Genomic DNA, 17,224 nt, shown 5'->3' on the forward strand with positions numbered 1-17,224 from the left:
TCCGTTACCCAGTGACTTAGCCTTATTAATAAGGGTTGTCATCAGCTAGCTATTAAATTTGTCTCATTGCAACTGCACTTGAGCTTGCCTTTAAATATAGCTTTTTTGAAATAGCTTTGCAGTACTAAGTTTTACTCATTTTATCGGACAAAGTTCAAAAACCATCAGTAAAAGTTAACTCAAGAACAACAGGACTAAGTTGCAAGAATTCGTATTTCCTAGACTAACGCCTAATTTTTTGTAGCACTAAATTGGTAAAGTATTAGCTTCGTTTTTCAACATGACTATACACATGAACTTCATCGACAAGCTCACCTCAAATCAGCCGTTCATCCATAAGTTTGCTCGTGATGACAAAAAGCTTCAATCCAAGGCAAAGCGACTCTGCTTCGAGCTCAACAATTCTCATCCTGATGACATGGAACAGAGACAAACCCTATACAAAGAGTTGTTTGGCACAGTGACCTCCTTCATGAACATCGAGCCTCACTTTCGCTGTGACTACGGCTTTAACATTCACTTCAAAGGTTTTGCGCTTCTCAACTACAACTGCGTTATTTTAGATACCTCTACTGTGCACATTGGTGCAAACGTAATGATAGGACCAGGTAGTGTACTCGCCTGTGTGGAGCACGCTATCGACCCTTATCAACGTTCCGCAGTCGGCCTTTATGCGTCGAAGCCAATTACTCTTCAAGATGATGTGTGGCTTGGAGCGAACACCACTGTCTGTGGCGGTGTCACCATAGGTGAAGGCAGCATTATCGGTGCGGGCAGTGTAGTGACTAAAGATATCCCAGCTGGCGTTATCGCTGTGGGCAACCCTTGTAAAGTCATGCGAGAATTTACAGACGAGGACAAGTGGGAGTATCACGATCTAACGCCACTCGATTTGTAATTGTTACGTATTCAAGACCTACAAAAGCACTTCTTTATGAAGTGCTTTTCATCTCAATAAAACTAACCCTCACTTATTCGAGAGCTAATCGGAGTCCTATGTCGGCATAGTGTCAAAGGCAGGCACACCATCAGGAACCTTAAACCAACTCTGCTTCTCCTTAATCCAAATATGCGCTGTCGGCTCAAACAGTGCCATAACATCAGCATCAATAGGCTTTAACTTCAGCTTCAGAAGATTTGGTTCCGCAGGGTTGTAATGATAGATACGATTGCCACACTGTGGGCAGAATTTAGCGGCATTCACATTGCCACTGTCCGATGAGCGTCGCCATTCATGCATCTCTCCACTGAAGTCGATATCCTCCGCAAGTACAGCGGCAGTAACACTATAGGGAGCAGTGGCGAGCTTTTGGCATTCAGTACAATGGCAGGCCATTACTTTCTTTGGCTTAGCCTTCAGTAGGTAAGAAACTTGTCCACATTGACAGCTAGCTTTAATGGGAAAATTCATAAGGAAAATATCCATTTAATTAACGTCACTCTAGCATAGCGCTATTAGAGGTAAGCAAAAGCTAATCGATGAGATCAAAATCGCAAATTGTGGTTAAAGCTAACTGCAGCCATAAAAAAACGCAGTGGCTCGAAAGCGACTGCGTTTTCAATTCGGGGGGGTGAGAGATTACTTCTCAGCACGACCCATGAATGCTTTGTCAGTGGTGTTCACACGAACTTTTTCTCCACCAGCAATGTACTCAGGTACTTGAATAATAAGACCTGTAGAAAGCGTTGCAGGCTTAGTACGAGCAGCGGCTGAAGCACCCTTGATTGATGGGTCTGTTTCAACAATTTCAAGCTCAACAACTGAAGGTAATTCAAGTGCTACTGGGCTACCATCAACGAGCAGTACGTAGATGCCTTGTGTTTCTTCATTGATGAATTGAAGCTCATCTTCAATGGTCTCTTTGTTGAAGTTGTATGGAGTGTAGTCTTCACTATCCATAAACACATACTCATCGCCATCGATGTAAGAGAAGGTAGATGGGTGACGGCTGAAATCTGCTAGGTTAATGATTTCATCGGCTTTAAAGCTTTCGTCTGCCTTTGCGCCTGTCGCTACATCATACATACGCATGCGGTATAGGCTTGCACCTGCACGGCCACTTGGCGTTAGTTTGTTGATTTCTTTAACGAAGTACACTTTACCGTTGTGCTCAATCGCAGCACTTTTTTTGATTTCACTTGCCTTAGGCATTGTTGTTCCCTTGTCTCAATTAGGATCTTTCTAGCAGAGTATACAAGGACATTTGGGGTTGATCATCCAATACTGCTCTCAAGGCTGTAAAACTGTGTTTAATGTATCTTTACCCCACAAAAAAGCGCCCCAATAGGAGCGCTCTTAAACAATGGTTACATCACTTTAGATCAAAGATTGTCCAATCGAATATGGCTGTTCTTCAAGTCATCACGAGTAATACCCTTTCCATCATTCATGTTATTGAAATGACGCAAAACTTCAGTGATGGCTTCGATAGAAGCAAGCAAGTCGCCAGTATGAGCGGACTCCGATGAAGTGTGCATGTTGCGAATTGGGTAACCAATTGAGATTGATGCGCTATCAACACCAGCAAGTGCTGCCGCCATGCCGTCTGTGCCCATGTCACGACCAGAGAAATCCAACTGGAACGGGATATTCTTCTCACGACACAAGGTATCAAACACCTGAACTAGGTATTCTGACGCTACGGATCCACGACCAATCGTAAAGCCCTGCCCCATTTTTAGCGGGTTCATATTGCGAGCACCAATGCCAGGCGCTGCCTCATAATCATGATTCACGTCTGTTGCAATTAATACATCAGGCTTAAGCTCGCCCACTACTTGAGTAGAACCAAAGCGGCCAATCTCTTCATGAGTCGCGATAGTGTAGAGTACGCGTACGTTATCTAGGCCTTCAGAAGCAAGAGTGCGAGCCACCTCAGTGACAGAAAAACAGCCTAGGCCGTTATCAAGATAAGCACCGAAGAAGGTATCTGCACCAACGCCTCGTTTGATAGGGCGATCAAGTAGGATTGGGTCACCCACACGCAGGCCAAGAGCCTCTACTTGTGCTTTGCGGTCTTCACCGTGCATTTGCAGTTCTAGGTAGATCGATTCAGGCTTAATGCCCTGCTCACCTGTGCGCTGTGATGGTGTAGAGAAGTGAATAGCACCGAGTGCCTCAACAGTTCCACCCTTAATCACTTTGTAAGCGCCTAGCTTTTCTGGGTCTTGGCAGAAGACTTGAACTTCATGACCAATCAAGGTCGTCGGTAAAAAAGAATCGGTATTGATCCAAACCTTACCGTCGTTATCAATTTTACGCACCTGCATGCGAATCTTATCCGCATGACCAACAATCATAACGCTAGTAAGATCGTCGCGGCCTGGGTGAGAGTCAAACACGATACTCGCGTTGCCCTTGAATTGATGAATACCCCAACCTTCAGGCATAAACGATTCAAACTCAGGTTTGATCACGCCATAGCTCATCGCCGCTTCAAACCCAATTGGGGAAGGTGCAGACAATACTTTAGACATAAATTCAAACTGGTGTTGTGGCATTGGCTGTGCCCAAGGCTGAGCGTTGTTGCTTTCTGAAGTCATTTGGTCATTCTCATATCCATTTACTATTGGCAGTTAAACTAATGCCTGAAGCCAATGAATTCAAGGGATTTACAAATGTTAGTAGGTGCGAGATGAAACTAGGCTCATAGTTGAGATGAGCAAGATTATGGGAGTAATGCGTGTTTGTTGTGAGGATTGAGTAGTGTAGAAATTGAGATTCTTATCAACTCAAAGCGTTCTGGATCACGAAAACGGCTTGAGTCTAAGACATTACAGCGAAGCTAAGTATTGATAATTAGCTAGCTTTTTTAAATTTGGTACTATTTTCTGTGCACTTTTTTTGGAACCAAAAGCGTTTACGACCGATAGAACGAGACATAAATATCCTTAATTTTTATACGACTGAACCTTTCCTGTGAAATTAAATTCAACATGGAAATAGCTAAGCTTATTTAATATTTATATTGATGTAGCGAAGGAAATAACTAACTTGACGACATTTACATTTTGCAGATGTGAGAGAGGTTTTTATTTACGGTGTTACGATATAAATTATTGAGTTATGAGTTAATGGTATTAAGTTGGCGCAGACAGCCAAAGCTATCTGCGCCGACAAAACTTAGATAGCTACTACGTCAGCAGCTTGAAGGCCTTTTTGACCTTGCTCTACTGTGAAAGACACTTTTTGGCCTTCAGCTAGAGTCTTGAAACCTTCAGATGCGATAGCACGGAAGTGAACGAATACGTCTGCACCGCCATTGTCTTGAGTCAAAAAGCCGAAACCTTTCTCTTCGTTAAACCATTTTACGATACCAGTAGTTTTGTTAGACATAATTTGTCCCTTATTTTTTAAATCATTTATTTTCGCAATATTGCGAGACGCTGAAATCTTGAATTATTGAATGCTACGATGAAGCTAAGGAAACACTGAGGATGACAACAATAACGATGGAATACTGAGGGTTTTGCTTTTACTTTATATTTCATTAATAACTCTGAATCACAGAGTGAACGTGGATAGTACACTAATAAAACAGGCTGTAAAGCATTCTTTTTTATTTTCTTCGATAGGCAGGAGCACTAACACCAGTCCAAGCTCTAAATGCCCGATTAAAATTGCTCAGGTCTGTATAACCCACTTGCCAAGCAATATCGTCGATAGACAGTGAAGTATCATTGAGTAATTCAATCGCTTTTTGTTTTCTTGCCTCTTCTTTGAGTGACTTGAATACATACCCTTCTTTCTTCAAATTTCTTTGCAGGGTGCGCTTGGTCATTCCTAGCATTGGAGCAAACCATTCAATATTAAACCAAGGCAACACTGCGTATGTTCTGATGAGCTTTAGTATTGCAACGTGCCAATCGTGGGTGCTCTCTTGAGGCGATAGAGCCTCAAAATCATCATTGATATCAATAGCTATCGCTCCATAGCCATGAGAATACTCAATCCTAGGTTGAAGAAATTGACTCGGAATTGAGGCTTGCTCTCGGTACTGCATCATTAGCTTTGTTTTTGATGGTTTCCAATTTTCGCCCAAAAAGTGTCGGCAGAAGTTAATCAAAGCTAAAGTTCGAAACCATTCGGTATGCTCGAATCCATTGACCGATGGGCGATACCCACCTCGGTGACATAACCACCAGCTCCCATCAAGATGTTCAGTCCAAATGACCACATGGTTGTTAAAGTGTGTCAGTTCATTCGTTAAAACATGCACACCATCTTTAAGCGCCTGACAACCTTTAATCTGTTCAGAAAGGCGCCCCGATATTTGGTCTAAAGATGCCCACCTTCCCACTTCAATCCCAATCTGAAGGTTGTGCGCCCTTTGCAGCTCGCTTAAGAAAAACATCACCTCTTTAGTCGGAAGCCAACTTTGTTCTTTCATCAATTCGACAGGTAAGCCTAACTTCACCGCTGAGGCTGCCCAATCAATATTTCGCTTCTCGCAGTACTCAATAAACGGGGCTACGTTATCCGTTGAACTCACTAACAATTGAGATCTGTCTGAGGTGGGTTTCATCGAACAACCTTAGGTAACTACAAAAGAGAATAAGCAAACTTTAGCACATAGTGTCACCAAATGACCTAAGTGTAACCCCATGCTAACGCTACACTCTCTCCCGTACTACAGAAGGTCAGTTAGTAAACGGATTTGAAGCCTTGAGGGCTAACTCTGGCAAGTTATTACTCCTAACGCATAGAGAGCAAACCATGACACTACGCAAACTGAGCTCATTACTGTTTATCTTTGCCAGTTTCAGCACCTCCTCGGCTGAGATGATTCAGTGGAAAGACCTTATTCCACCGGCAACAGAAACCATTGAACTGCCTGCGTTGAGCAAGCCTCAAGTCAGTCACCTGTACAACATTCTTAATTACCGTAATACCAGCAAAAGACGTGATATGAGTGATGCAGAGTCTCAACAGTATCAGAAGGATATAGATGCATTGCGCACATCAGGCTATGAAGCCGATGACCTGCTCAAGCTAAGAGATGAGGCACTCGCTATTGAGCGCAGACGCTTATCAACGGTCAATATGCAGTTAAACCTCAGCAATGTCTCGATCCCTGGTTTCCTGGTTCCTCTTGAAATGGAAGGGATGTTAACGACCAAATTCTTACTCGTTCCAACGGCCGGTGCATGTATCCACACGCCTCCACCTCCAGCGAATCAAACTGTGATTGTGGAGCTAAAAAAAGGCTTTGAACTGCAAGATTTATACAAAGTGATTGTGGTGACTGGGGACATAGTCACTAAACAGCAAGACCTACCCATTTCATTTATTGATGGTACAGAAGTCGTCAGTACCGGCTACTCAATGTCAGCCGTCAGCGTGGAATACGCAGCCTACTAGGGGCTGTAGCCCTAAACGCCCTATTTGGAACCAAACAATTTGAGAAGCATTCTTCGCAAAGAAGGTGCATCCACCAATTTATACAATTTCTAGGAATAAACATGAAATCACCTATTCGCTCAATCGCATTGCCAATTGCTTTGCTAATTGGCTCTGCCAATGTGTATGCAACCACTTTCGATCTCGTTATCAAGGGCGGTCACGTCATTGACCCTGAAACGGGCCTCAGCGATATCCGTAATATCGGTATCAATAAAGGCACTATTGTCGCTGTGACTACCGATGCCATTAGTGGGAATCAAGTTATCGATGCGAGTGAGCATATTGTTTCTCCTGGCTTCATCGACCTCCACCATCATGGCCAAAACATTGCAGGTTACCGAATGCAGGCGCAACAAGGTGTTACGACCGCCCTTGAGCTTGAGTCGGGTATTCTGCCTATTGCCGATTGGTATAAGACTCAATCTGAAAAAAATCTACCCATCAACTACGGCGCTTCAGCAGCCTGGACATTTGCACGTATTGCCACGTTTACTGAAACTGAGCCAGTAGCGAACCTTCAATACTTTCAAAGTAAACAAGGCGTTGATAACTGGAAGCAAGAAATTGCGACGCCTGAACAGCTCGAAAAAATCATGGCTTACGTTCAGCAAGGCTTAGGTGAGGGCGCGATTGGTATCGGAATTAACGCCGGCTACGCTCCTGGCTACGGACAAAAAGAATATTACGCACTAGCAAAACTAGCAGCAGAGCAAGATGTGGCAACTTACACGCACGTTCGCTATGCCAGCATGCTAGAACCAGGTAGTAGCTTTGAGGCGATACAAGAACTTATCGCGAACTCGGCTCTCACTGGCGCCAAGATGCACATTAATCACATCAACAGCACCTCATTGCGCGATATTGATGCCACCCTTGAGCTGTTTGATGATGCAACACAGCAGGGCCTGCACGTTACCGCAGGGGCATATCCTTGGGGCGCTGCAAGTACGGTAATTGGCGCTGCGATGTTCAGCGGTCCTGAGTGGAAAGAACGCTTGGGCTACCAAGAAGAAAGTATTCAATTAGGCACAAAACGCCTGAACAACGAAGAGATGCTAGAGACACAAAAAGAGGCGCCAGGCTCGGTGATCAATTGGCATTTCTTGGATGAAGCTATCCCAAGTGAGTTATCAGCGCTGGATCGTTCTATCATTCATCCAAACGTGTTGATTGAATCTGATTCTATGCCTTGGATGCTGATCGAAGATGGACAAATTAGCTATTACGAGGGGAACGAATGGCCGATCCCGAGTGAAGCATTTGCTCACCCAAGATCCAGTGGCACTTTCACCAAGATCTTAGGCTCATACGTGAGAGAGCGTGGGTTATTGACCATGGAAGAAGCCATCAGAAAGATGAGTTATATGCCAGCAACTGTGCTTGATGGCTTCGTACCGCAAATGGAGAAGAAAGGACGTATTCAGCAAGGTATGGACGCAGACATTGTGATCTTTGACCCTAAAACTGTCGACAATCAAGCGACATATCAAGTGCCCGCTGCTATCTCTACCGGTATCAATACCGTATTAGTGAATGGACAATTTGTAGTCAAAGAGGGTGAATTAGTGACCGATGCAGCCCCTGGACAAGCTATCCGCCGCGAAGTAAAGGCTCAATAGCGCTGAACTAGGAATTAGCGTTAAACGTATTCATGTTTAACGCTAATTTCACTGTTTTAGCTTTTGTATATCGCAAAAGAGTATGGCGCTAGAGACTCGTTTAGCTCTTCTCCGAGTATCAACTCCGCTGACTGAAGTTCAGGAAGATTAGGTGCCGATACCCTTGCAGGGCTTAGGTTCACAATCACTGAATAGGTGCAGTTATCACCCTCACGTTGGTATGCAATAAGCGCATCCTCTGTATCGTACAGCGATGTCTCTCCTGTTTTTAGCGTCTCAGAGCTGAGGCGCAATTCAATCAACTGTTGGTAGAAGTGCAATATAGACTCAGCATCCTGCTGCTGAGCTTTTACGTTTATCGTGTTCTTGTTCTCATTAACCTTCAGCCAAGGCATAGTTTCACTGAAACCCGCGAAGGTTGAGTCATCCCACTGCATTGGCGTCCGGCTGTTATCTCGGCTGGCTTTGCTTACCAGAGCCAAGGCTTCATCACTTGATAAGCCGTGCTCCAGCTGCTCTTGATATTTGGCAACAGTATCAATGTCATCATAATTAGAGATCTCATCAAAATAGCAGTTGGTCATACCTATTTCCTCACCTTGGTATAGGTAAGGGGTCCCATGCTGAGTAAGGTTAAGTACGGCTAACGCTTTTGCTGACTGTAACCAAAACTCGCCGTCATCACCGTAAAGCGATATTTGTCGTGGCTTATCATGGTTTGAGAGGAAATTCGCATTCCAAGCGCCTTGCCTTTGAACCTCAATACGAGTCTTAACCTGTTCTTTATAATATTGGTTCAGGTTCTCATGAAATACTTCGATTTCTGGTGGCGTGAATACAATAGCCATTTGAAATTCGTTACGTGAAGGAAGCACATAATCCAGTAATTCATTGGTATCTCTAGCATTGATCTCCCCAACACTAAGAACATCACGAGTATGTACCTTGCTCATTAGCTTACTCAGATGTGCATGTCCCTTCGGTCGATTCACGCATGCTTCTGTGGCAAAGGTGCCATTCGGCGCATCTTCGATGCCTGACTTATCCAAAAACGAAATCGCATCGACTCGAAAGCCATCCACCCCTTTGTCTAGCCACCAATCCACCATCTGCTCAATTTCAGAAACCAGATCACAACATTCCCAATTAAGGTCTGGCTGTTTTTTACTAAAGGTATGTAAATAGAATTGCTGGCGAGACTCACAATACTCCCAAGCACTACCGCCAAACACCGACCTCAAATCGTTAGGCTCATCAGCCCAATAGAAGTAATCTGCATACGGCCCTGTCTTTGATTGTTTCGATTGCTCAAACCACTCATGCTCATCCGAACAATGGTTGATCACCAAATCCATTACCAGCTTCATACCTCGCTGATGGCACTCTTCCAGTAATAAGTCGAAGTCTTGCATAGTGCCAAATTCGGCTAGAATGGCCTGATAATCACGAATGTCGTATCCATTGTCATCACAAGGTGAATCGTAAACTGGACTTAACCAAAGGGTATTAATACCGAGTTGCTGAAGATAGTCGAGTTTTGAACGAACACCATTGATGTCACCAATGCCGTCGTTGTTTGAGTCTTTAAAACTGCGTGGGTAGATCTGATAAACGATCGCGTCTTTTACCCAAGTATTCATAATCATGCTCCATAAACGAATGAGCGATAATCATGATTTGTCTCCGAGGGAGCGATAATCGTGATTTGTCTCTGAGGTTGGCTAAAAGCAGCCTGAGACCAAGGATAATAAAGCGGGACAGTTCTTATGTCACGATGTGAGTTCACAAATGTATAAACCGTGCTGTTTGTCCTATGAATTTCAGCAACATAGATTATATTTGATAGTGTCTTTCAATAAAAATAGAAGTGATGGCTATGGTTCTAACGCGATTAATTTACATCAGTACCCTTTCTCCAACCTGTGATTCTCACACTTTAGATGACATACTCGCCACCTCTAGAAAACATAACCAACAAAGCCATCTAACCGGCCTGCTCAGTCATAACAATAAGTATTTCTTACAGTGCCTTGAGGGTTCAAGAGAAGCCATCAACTCAACCTATAATCGTATCCTAGAAGATGAAAGACATGGCAATGTGCAGATCCTGTATTTCCAAGAGATCCACAGCAGAGTCTTTGGTGACTGGTCTATGGGAGACATACCAGAATCATATCTTACCGCTTTGATTAACCTGCAATTTTCCGGAACGCCGGATTTCAATCCCTATGAAATGTCTGGCGAAAGTGCGTTTCAAATGCTGTTGGAACTAAAGCAGAGGCTGCCTTCGGAGTAAGGAAGCCTTATGTAGCCCCAAACTCGAGAGTCACGACCTTAGAGCTTCTTGTATCTTCAGGCGTTACTCTTCGAGCATCGAAATAACGCTATATAAAAAGCCCTACTTACATTTAAACGTGAAGGTAGATTCATTGATATTATTTGTTAGGCCCCATTATGCACTTTCAAATGTACGCAGCAGACTCAAATCGGAATTAACGAATAAACCCTTCGCTTTTTATAGCAATATGTAAGACCTAGATGGCTATGCTGCCTCAGAAATAAACACCCCAATTAGTGAATTATTATTTCACCGTCAAAGAATAATTTTTCAATTAAATTTAAAACCACGCTCAGTAATTTAAAAGCATCAACTATAAACAGCAAATCAATAGCCAAGATTAATTATTTCCATTATATATCTTGTGAAGTAGTTCATAATTCCGACTATTCACTTCAAAAATATACCCACCTCCCAATAAAATGGTAAGTGTCTGTTTTTAAAAGATAATAACCAATATCAAACCACGAGCCATTAAATAGTATTGTACTTATGTAATACAAATGAGACGTTGATCGCTTTGAGCTAACCGTAACGGTACGTAACATATGGAAATGAAATGTAACCATCTAAAACAAGAGGAAATATGAACAAGAGTATTTTATCCATATTAATAGCGTTAGCGATCGTCGGTTGCAATGATTCCAGTCAAAGTAGTCAAGTAACCGGCCCTGATAACTCGATTCCTGGAACGCCACTAGAGCCATCTGTTCCAGTGGATCCTGATGAATCAATACCAGGAACGCCACTCGATCCCTCGACTCCAATAATATCAGAGGTACCTTTTGCGAAAGACATGCCACAAGGTGTAAAAACCCTTTTAAACTCCGATTCAAGTGAATGCACAGAGTATATTTCGGAGCCAAGTATTTACGACAAAGCAATGAGCCCCGGTGATGTTATCTGTATTGACGACGGCACTTATAGCGAAGCCGAGCTTGTATTTGGCGGCCAAGGTACAGAAGAAGCACCAATTAAGGTTCGTGCGACTAATCCAGGCCAGGTGACTATCACCGGCGAAACAAAAATCGTTATGGGCGGCGAGTATGTTCAGTTACACGGCCTTATCTTCAAAGGTGGCGAAAGTGCGAGTAGCAAATTACTAGAAACTCGATTTAGCTCTGCAGAACTTTGTAACAATTGTCGTATTTCAGAAAACGTCTTTATTAATATCGATGCACATAAAAACCTTTCCAGTGATAAGGAAAATGGCGTGTGGCTCGCCCTTTACGGCAAACATAACTGGATTGATCACAATATTTTCAGTGGTAAAACTACTGGCAACCCTATTGTTTCGTTAGTAAGAGAAAGCGGACTAATGGACGAGGGGAACGGAGGGATCGCTGAATTTACCACCGTTTATGCTAACTACTTTGCTAACCGCCCACCGACACAAGGCAAACTATACGCTGGCAGTAGCGACAATGACTATGAAGCCATTCGTACGGGTCTAAGTGAAACCCACCACTATAATGGGAATTCATTCGTTATAGGCAACCTATTTGAGCGCATTCAGGGAGAAGCTGAAGTTATTTCAAATAAAGCATCTAAAAACGTAATTGCACAAAACACTGTGCGTAATAGTTATGGTTCCATTACAAACCGCCATGGTCATCAGAACAACATCTCTAACAACTTCATTTTTGGTGACGGTTACCCCTATTCTGGTGGCTTAAGATTGGTCGATGACGGGCACATTGTAACAAACAACTATATCGAAGGTGCACGCTACAAGTCGACGACTCATCATGGTGGGATTGTGCTTCTTGGTACTGACGGCGCAAGTGATGGCGGAAATGGCTATCAGCCACTTGAAAATGTTCATGTCGCGTTTAACACCGTAGTAGACAGTATCAATAGTATTAACATCGATGGTGGTGGTAAGTCGAAACAACCAGAGCAAATCTACTTTGCAAACAATATTGTTGATAAAGCCATCGGTCCAGTATTTGTTGAAACTGACCGTGGTTGGGCAAGTAACTCTGTTGTTGTTGGCAATATTGTAGATGGTGAATCCTTTGCTGATACAGACAAAGTTACTGGTAGCCTTGTTAATGCTGATTTAGTAAAAGGTACCGATGGTTTATACCGACCATCAAACTCTTCGAGTATTGACGCGACTGAATACGATAGAGGCGAATTTATTGGAGTAACGTCTGACATGGATGGCCTTGCACGTAATGAAATCACTCTAGCTGGAGCTGATGATATTACTAATGGTTCTCCACTAGTTGAGCCACTAAATTATGATGATGTAGGTCCACAATCCTATTCTTTCGAGAAACCGAAGCCAGTAATCCTCGAAATTGACCTGAAAAACTATGCGTTTGCCGATGGTACTGAAGGCTGGTTGGGCAATGCTCCCGTTACAGATTTAGGTGCTTTTAGCTATAATTCAAGTTTAGTTGTGGTAGGAGAAGATCAAAGTGCATATCAAGAAGTAACACTAACACCCAACACAAAACATGCAGTCTCTGCTTTTGTGAAAGGCAAATATAATATCAGCGTCGGCGAGCACAGCTTTGATGGTGATGTATCCAATACAGATTACCAACTGGTCATCCATGAGTTCACAACTGGAGCTACAGAAACATCAGGACAATTGTCTTTGGCACTTGCGAGTGAAGTAACGTTAAATGCAGGAATTCAAGACGGCGACTTAGGTCAGTGGCGCTCCGATGGTGGTAGCAGTGACTTTTGGCTTCAACAAGAAGGTAGCAGTGAAGGCTTAGGAGATGTGGGGAGTTCAGGTGATTCCGCCTTTAATGACGAAGGTGGTACAAATGGCTCGGCGCGCATACGTTTTAAAGCAGGCGAAGATACCTATGACTTTACCTCGACGCCAGGTCTTAGCCAGAAAGTCTCAGGTATTCCTATGGATACACCAATGACATATAGCCTTTACTACTGTGACAATAAAGGAGATGACTCTGTATCTACGCTACATTATGGCGTTAAAGATAGCGAAGGGAATATCATTTCGGAAGCAAGAGCGCACATTAAAGATCTCGATGATGCCCCTGAAGGAAGTGTGAAAAGCTGCTTCAAGCAAGTAACTCTTGAATTTGATAGTGCCTCCAATAGCGATGTTGAAGTGTTTGCCTACATGGAAATTGACACTTCGGTCGGTGTAGATGAATTACTTTATCAAGTAGAAAACAACAAAGAGCTTGAAGTTCGAATTGATGAGTTCGATCTAACGTACCAAGGAACACCCGACACTGATGAAGAAGCCTATTTTGATGAAGTACGTTTGATTAAACGTACCGATATTTAGTAGATTAGACGCTGTTGCTATCTGATTGATAACGATAAAAGCCCTCTTTATGCAGTAGGATAAAGAGGGCTTTGTGTTTTAGGGAAACACCTTACTTATTGCGCCAACCAGTTTTGTTCTACCAGACAACGATCTCCTTGCAAAACACGCCCTACAAATCGATCGCCTTTATTAACCACACCCACGCCTTTTGGCGTCCCCGTCATCACGATGTCACCATCTTCCAGTGACGTGAACTTGCTAAGCTCTTGCTTGATCAGCTGTGGTGGATACAGCATGAGCTCGACTCCGCCTTGTTGAATCAGCTCATCGTTGATCCAGAGCTGAAGCGATAGCTGTTTAAAGTCGCAATCAAAGGAGACAAACTCCGAAACAACCGCTGAGCCATCAAATGCCTTGGCGCGCTCCCAAGGAAGACCTTTTGCTTTGAGTGCACTTTGCGTCTCGCGTTTGGTGAGGTCTAGGCCAATCGCCACGCCAGAAAACTCGCCATCTTTGACTAAAAAGCATAACTCAGCCTCATAGTGTAGGGGCTCATCATGGAAACTATTCAGCTGTTGGCTAAGAGAAGCGTTCGGCTTCATGAAAACCACCATATCTTCTGGGATTTCATTACCTAGCTCTTCAATATGCGCCGCGTAGTTTCTACCGACGCACAATATCTTGCTTGGAGTGAAAGGTTGATTTTCCAGAGTAACTTGCTTGAGAGGCATGATTATTCGCTTTCTTCTGAGACTTGGTAATGTCGAATCACATTAGAGGTGATAGCTCCCCAGTGAGACTCTTTTACTCGGCGTTGATGATATTCAAAGGCTTGTTTATCTATGAACTCTTCATAAACATCAAAGCGATGAGGCTTTTTTGAGGACTGTTGAACATGAAAGGTAATACAGCCAGGCTCTGCGTGAGTCAGTGCAATATGCTCAGGCAAAGCCTCAAGTACCGGTTTCAAGTCTTGAACGGGCACGATAATGTGCCCTTCCAATGTCACTTTCGACATAACTGTAACGGATTAACCGCGGTAGTAACGCTGTGGTACGAATGGCATTTTTTCTACTGTCATTGGCAGTTTTTTACCGCGAACTTCAGCAAAGATCTCAGTGCCTGCAGCCATTAGATCAGCGCGTACATAAGCCATAGAAACAGGCTTGCCTGCGTTAGGGCCTGCAGTGCCGCTGGTGACAACACCCACTTCCACATCGTTAGCATCAAACAGCTTACAACCTTCACGGACCGGCGCTTTCGTTTGACCAACCAGACCTACGCGCTTACGCGTAACATCTTTAGTCGCAATTTGATCAAGAATGATATCAGCTCCTGGGAAGCCACCAGCACGTTCGCCATCAGCGCGACGTATTTTGCTGATCGCCCAAAGTAGGCTTGCTTCGACAGGCGTCGTTGTGGTGTCTAAGTCGTGACCGTATAGACACAAACCACACTCAAGACGCAACGAGTCACGAGCACCAAGACCAATCCACTCTACCAGCTCAGAGTCAGTGAGCTTGCGAGCCAAAGCTTCAGCTTGCTCAGCTGGTACTGAGATCTCAAAACCATCTTCGCCAGTGTAGCCAGAACGGCTGACAATGCATTCAACGCCAAGTAGGTCAACATGAGCCACATCCATAAACACCATGTCTTTGACGGCTGGGTTAAGCTCAGCCAATACATCAACGGCTTTAGGGCCTTGAAGTGCAAGCAGTGCTCTGTCATCAATAATTTCTAGCTCTACATCCGCAGGCAAGTTTGCTTGAAGGTGCGCGATGTCCTGCTCTTTACAGGCAGCATTCACCACCACAAACAGATGATCGCCAAGGTTGGCCACCATCAAATCGTCCATGATGCCGCCTTGCTCATTGGTAAAGAACGCATAGCGCTGATTGCCACTCGCAAGATCAATAATATCAACTGGGACTAAGGCTTCTAGCGCCGCTGCCGCATTGTCGCCTTTAAGGCGAAGCTGTCCCATATGAGATACATCGAAAAGACCGGCTGCATCACGAGTATGCAGGTGCTCCTTCTTAACCCCCAGTGGATATTGAACTGGCATATCATAACCAGCAAACGGCACCATTTTTGCGCCTTCTTGAACATGAAGGGCATGTAAAGGGGTTTTCAGTAAAGCTTCAGTCATTGTCTCTCCTTAGCTGTGTTCTGCGCCATGTTTCTTCATCTGGCCCAAAGCAACATATTCATAATGATTGATATCAGTTTCGCAGTTAAGCAAACGTTTGCCGACACTATAGGAAACTTCGTCTCGTAACACAACCGCTACATTCAAGCGGTCTATTTTGCTGTAACCCAAAGTATTTGGGCATCTTGTTCACTGCGTGAAACCAATGCATGCCCCATGTTTGCGTCGTAATAAACACTGTCACCTTCAGCAAGGACTAAAGGCTCATAAAATTCGGTATATAGGGTGACCTCGCCAGACAGAATGAGTAGAAACTCTTCACCATCGTGTCTAACCCAGCCCTGAAATTCATCAAAGCTTCGCGCATGCACCACAGATTTGAATGGCATCATTTTTTTCTGTGACATCTCGGTCGCCAACAACTCATGCTCATACGTTGGTGTAGGATGAGGCTTACCCTGCCCCTTCATCGTGACGTCTCTTCGCCCGCTCGCCCCTTTGTTCTTCGGAGGAGCAAACAACTGTGGCATATCGATATCTAATCCAGAGGCCAGCTTTTGCATCGCCTGAAACGTCGGACTTATTTGTTCGTTCTCTATCTTGCTTAGCGTAGAGCGGGCTAACCCAGTGCGCTGACTAGCTTCCTCAAGAGTCAAACCCAGTTGGCTACGAATTGACTTAATTTTGTCACCTAACTTTAATGGTTCAACGCTGTTTTCTACTGAGGACTTCTCTATGGTTAATGATGGATAATCATCCAGTTTAGATTCTTTCATGAGGTCCTTCGTCTTAATTTTCTTCCCATTTCTTAGCTGAAAAGTGTGCCACAAAAAGGTACTTGGGATGAAGAGCATAGAGTAAGATTAAGTGAGAGATAAGTTGCATTCTTGAATTTTTTGTTTCCAATAGGAAATTTCGACTTGAGAATGTAAACAACTCGGTTTATTTTATCTGCAATAGTGCTTTTATTAATTCAAATCTGATTAAGTTGGAGATTCAAAAAATGGACAACACCCTTAAGTTTGCTGATAGCCATGAGTGGGTAAAAGACAACGGTGACGGTACGGTTACTATCGGTATCTCAGAGCACGCTCAACAGATGCTAGGTGATGTTGTATTTGTCGACCTACCAGAAGTAGAAGAAAACATTGAAGCTGGCGACAGCTTTTCATTGGTTGAGTCTGTAAAAGCAGCATCAGACATCTACGCGCCAATCACAGGTGAAATTGTTGAGATCAATGAAGAGCTAGAAGATAGCCCTGAGCTAATCAACGAAGAACCGTACGAAGGCGGTTGGATTGTTAAGGTGAAGCTAGAAGATCCCTCTGAGCTAGATAACCTAACTAACGCAGAAGATTACCTAGCTAGCATCGAAGACGAGTAATCCTCTTCGGTTTTATTAAGTTAAAACAATAGCTTCTAAGTATCCCCGCAACTGCGGGGATCTTGCCATTCA

The 17,224-nt window shown here is 43.8% G+C and carries 16 protein-coding genes; 6 read left to right on the forward strand and 10 right to left on the reverse strand.

From position 1 onward, the window contains the following. The first annotated feature begins 292 nt into the window (after window positions 1-292). Entirely contained in the window at window positions 293-898 is a 606-nt protein-coding gene (locus tag OCU35_RS18110) for a sugar O-acetyltransferase (protein WP_261826145.1), read from the forward strand. Window positions 899-994: 96 nt separating this feature from the next. Here OCU35_RS18110 and OCU35_RS18115 read toward each other — a convergent pair whose 3' ends face one another. The 5 genes from OCU35_RS18115 to OCU35_RS18135 all read right to left on the reverse strand — a co-directional run bounded on the left by OCU35_RS18115 (window position 995) and on the right by OCU35_RS18135 (window position 5,525). Next, window positions 995-1,411, reverse strand: a complete 417-nt coding sequence (locus tag OCU35_RS18115) for a GFA family protein (RefSeq protein ID WP_017029857.1) — start codon at window positions 1,409-1,411, stop codon at window positions 995-997. A 168-nt stretch (window positions 1,412-1,579) separates the two neighbouring features. Further along, window positions 1,580-2,152, reverse strand: coding sequence for an elongation factor P-like protein EfpL (efpL, locus tag OCU35_RS18120; RefSeq protein WP_017029858.1), 573 nt, complete (start codon window positions 2,150-2,152; stop codon window positions 1,580-1,582). Between the two features lie 170 nt (window positions 2,153-2,322). Then, entirely contained in the window at window positions 2,323-3,543 is a 1,221-nt protein-coding gene (locus tag OCU35_RS18125) for a M28 family peptidase (protein WP_017029859.1), read from the reverse strand. Between the two features lie 580 nt (window positions 3,544-4,123). Continuing rightward, on the reverse strand, window positions 4,124-4,336 hold the full coding sequence (gene cspE, locus OCU35_RS18130; protein ID WP_017029860.1) for a transcription antiterminator/RNA stability regulator CspE: 213 nt from the start codon (window positions 4,334-4,336) through the stop codon (window positions 4,124-4,126). 223 nt (window positions 4,337-4,559) lie between these two features. Next, window positions 4,560-5,525, reverse strand: a complete 966-nt coding sequence (locus OCU35_RS18135) for a helix-turn-helix domain-containing protein (RefSeq protein ID WP_261826146.1) — start codon at window positions 5,523-5,525, stop codon at window positions 4,560-4,562. A 191-nt stretch (window positions 5,526-5,716) separates the two neighbouring features. Between OCU35_RS18135 and OCU35_RS18140 the strand changes: the two genes are divergently transcribed. Beyond that, window positions 5,717-6,361, forward strand: a complete 645-nt coding sequence (locus tag OCU35_RS18140) for a DUF3299 domain-containing protein (RefSeq protein WP_261826147.1) — start codon at window positions 5,717-5,719, stop codon at window positions 6,359-6,361. 101 nt (window positions 6,362-6,462) lie between these two features. After that, window positions 6,463-8,022 carry an amidohydrolase family protein gene (locus OCU35_RS18145; protein WP_261826148.1) on the forward strand — a complete coding sequence of 520 codons (1,560 nt, stop codon included), beginning with the start codon at window positions 6,463-6,465 and terminating at the stop codon, window positions 8,020-8,022. Between the two features lie 56 nt (window positions 8,023-8,078). Here the strand turns inward: OCU35_RS18145 and OCU35_RS18150 are convergent, their stop codons facing one another. Next, window positions 8,079-9,662 (reverse strand): alpha-glucosidase, encoded by a 1,584-nt coding sequence (locus OCU35_RS18150; protein ID WP_261826149.1) that lies wholly within the window; start codon window positions 9,660-9,662, stop codon window positions 8,079-8,081. A gap of 236 nt (window positions 9,663-9,898) precedes the next feature. On the opposite strand from OCU35_RS18150, the gene OCU35_RS18155 reads away from it, so the two are divergent. Beyond that, window positions 9,899-10,318: a BLUF domain-containing protein gene (locus OCU35_RS18155; protein ID WP_261826150.1), complete on the forward strand. Its 420-nt coding sequence runs from the start codon at window positions 9,899-9,901 to the stop codon at window positions 10,316-10,318. Between the two features lie 628 nt (window positions 10,319-10,946). Then, window positions 10,947-13,637 (forward strand): polysaccharide lyase 6 family protein, encoded by a 2,691-nt coding sequence (locus tag OCU35_RS18160; RefSeq protein WP_261826151.1) that lies wholly within the window; start codon window positions 10,947-10,949, stop codon window positions 13,635-13,637. Window positions 13,638-13,732: 95 nt separating this feature from the next. Here the strand turns inward: OCU35_RS18160 and OCU35_RS18165 are convergent, their stop codons facing one another. From OCU35_RS18165 to OCU35_RS18180, 4 genes are all read right to left on the reverse strand, one after another. Beyond that, a complete protein-coding gene (locus tag OCU35_RS18165) occupies window positions 13,733-14,350 on the reverse strand; it encodes a fumarylacetoacetate hydrolase family protein (protein WP_261826152.1) in 618 nt (205 codons plus the stop codon). Window positions 14,351-14,352: 2 nt separating this feature from the next. Next, window positions 14,353-14,637, reverse strand: a complete 285-nt coding sequence (locus OCU35_RS18170) for a putative quinol monooxygenase (RefSeq protein ID WP_102322743.1) — start codon at window positions 14,635-14,637, stop codon at window positions 14,353-14,355. Window positions 14,638-14,649: 12 nt separating this feature from the next. Then, a complete protein-coding gene (gcvT, locus tag OCU35_RS18175) occupies window positions 14,650-15,768 on the reverse strand; it encodes a glycine cleavage system aminomethyltransferase GcvT (RefSeq protein ID WP_261826153.1) in 1,119 nt (372 codons plus the stop codon). A 152-nt stretch (window positions 15,769-15,920) separates the two neighbouring features. Then, window positions 15,921-16,544, reverse strand: a complete 624-nt coding sequence (locus tag OCU35_RS18180) for a helix-turn-helix domain-containing protein (RefSeq protein ID WP_017027694.1) — start codon at window positions 16,542-16,544, stop codon at window positions 15,921-15,923. A gap of 227 nt (window positions 16,545-16,771) precedes the next feature. Between OCU35_RS18180 and gcvH the strand changes: the two genes are divergently transcribed. Then, window positions 16,772-17,152 (forward strand): glycine cleavage system protein GcvH, encoded by a 381-nt coding sequence (gcvH, locus tag OCU35_RS18185; protein ID WP_017027693.1) that lies wholly within the window; start codon window positions 16,772-16,774, stop codon window positions 17,150-17,152. Window positions 17,153-17,224: the final 72 nt, after the last annotated feature.

It is taken from the genome of Vibrio breoganii, assembly GCF_024346795.1.
Classification (GTDB): Bacteria; Pseudomonadota; Gammaproteobacteria; order Enterobacterales; family Vibrionaceae; genus Vibrio; species Vibrio breoganii.